This window comes from Brevibacterium picturae, from assembly GCF_030453725.1.
In the GTDB taxonomy this organism is placed as follows: domain Bacteria; phylum Actinomycetota; class Actinomycetes; order Actinomycetales; family Brevibacteriaceae; genus Brevibacterium; species Brevibacterium sandarakinum_A.
This window is the reverse complement of the sequence record NZ_JAKDJU010000316.1, coordinates 1-1,873: the sequence shown is the minus strand read 5'-3', so window position 1 is coordinate 1,873 and position 1,873 is coordinate 1. Positions and strand designations below refer to the sequence as shown.

Annotated in this window: 1 protein-coding gene; it reads right to left on the bottom strand. The window is 64.1% G+C overall.

All coding sequences use genetic code 11. The annotated features are described in order from the left end of the window. Position 1 precedes the first annotated feature (1 nt). Entirely contained in the window at positions 2–1,834 is a 1,833-nt protein-coding gene (locus L0G76_RS15955; protein ID WP_304358109.1) for a phosphoenolpyruvate carboxykinase (GTP), read from the bottom strand. Between the last annotated feature and the right edge of the window lie 39 nt (positions 1,835–1,873).

Below are 1,873 nucleotides of genomic sequence, written 5' to 3'. Positions count from 1 at the left end.
CTCAGGCGAGACCCAGACGATTGCGCAGGTTGTCGACCTCGGCACGGAGTTCGGCCGGCACCGAATCGCCGAGCTGCTCGTACCATTCTTCGATGAGTCCGAGCTCGGTCTCCCATTCCTCGGGGTTGATCTCGAGTGCCTTGCGCAGCTGCTCGTCGGTGAAGTCGAGTCCCTCGGTGTCCAGACCGCCCTCGACGGGGGTCAGGCCGAGTGGGCTCTCGGCGGCGTCGGCGGTTCCGGCGACGCGTTCGAAGACCCACTTGAGAACGCGTGAGTTCTCGGAGAATCCTGGCCAGATGATCGAATTGTTCTCGTCGCGACGGAACCAGTTGACGTAGAAGATCTTCGGCAGCTGTGCGCCCTCGGTCTTGCCGATGTCGAGCCAGTGCTGCAGGTAGTCACCGACGTTGTAGCCGATGAACGGACGCATCGCCATGGGGTCGCGGCGAACGACGCCGACGGCTCCGGTGGCGGCTGCGGTGGTCTCCGAGGAGAGCACCGAGCCCATGAACACTCCGTGGTTCCAGTCCTTGGTCTCGGTCACGAGTGGCATCGTGGTCTTGCGGCGTCCGCCGAAGAGGATCGCCGAGATCGGCACACCATTCGGGTTCGTCCACTCGGGAGCCAGGGTCGGAACGTTCGCGATCGGGGTGCAGAAGCGCGAGTTCGGGTGCGCGGCAGGTGTCTCGGACTCAGGAGTCCAGTCATTGCCGCGCCAGTCGGTGAGGTGGGCCGGCTTCTCGTCCGTCTTGCCTTCCCACCACACGTCGCCATCGTCTGTCAGGGCGACGTTGGTGAAGATGTTTCCCCCGGCTTCGATGGCGCGCATCGCGGTCGGGTTGGTGGAGTAGCCGGTGCCCGGAGCGACACCGAAGAGACCGAACTCGGGGTTGACGGCGTAGAGCTGACCGTCGTCGCCGAAGCGCATCCAGGCGATGTCGTCGCCCAGGGTCTCGGCCTTCCAACCGGGAATGGTGGGTTCGATCATGGCGAGGTTGGTCTTGCCGCAGGCTGAGGGGAATGCGGCGGCGATGTACTTGACCTCGCCCTCCGGGCTCGTCAGCTTGAGGATGAGCATGTGCTCGGCCAGCCAGCCCTCATCACGGGCGATCGACGAGGCGATGCGCAGCGCGTAGCACTTCTTGCCCAGCAGGGCGTTGCCGCCGTAGCCGGAGCCGAACGACCAGATGGAGCGCTCTTCGGGGAAATGGGTGATGTATTTGGTGGGGTTGCATGGCCAGGGGACGTCCGTCTGCCCTGCTTCGAGCGGAGCGCCGACGGAGTGCACGCACTCGACGAAGGTGCCGCCGTTGGCCACGATCGCGTCGAGGGCGTTCTTGCCCGAGCGCGCCATGACGAGCATGGAGAGCACGACGTAGGGGGAGTCGGTGACCTCGATGCCGAACATCGGATGGTCCGCCTCGGCATGTCCCATGACGAAGGGGATGACGTACATGGTGCGACCGCGCATCGAACCGGTGAAGAGAGGTTCGAGGGTCTCCTTCATCTCCTCGGGCGCCATCCAGTTGTTGAGCGCGCCGGCATCCTTCTCCTCGACGGAGCAGATGTAGGTGCGACCCTCCACGCGGGCGACATCCTCAGGGTCGGAAGCCGCATAGAATGAGTCCTTTGTACCGGTCAGGCGAACGATCGTGCCGGCTTCGACGAGATCATCGGCGATGGTGGCCTTCTGCTCATCAGAACCATCGATCCAGACGATATCGTCTGGGGTGGTGAGGGTGGCGACCCTGCTGACGAACGAGAGCACCGACTCGCTGTCGGTCGGTGCGTTCTTCAGCTGGTCAGCGACGACATCATGGTCGAGGACAGTCATGAGTGGTCTCCTGGTCAATCGGGATTACGGGGTTCCGCC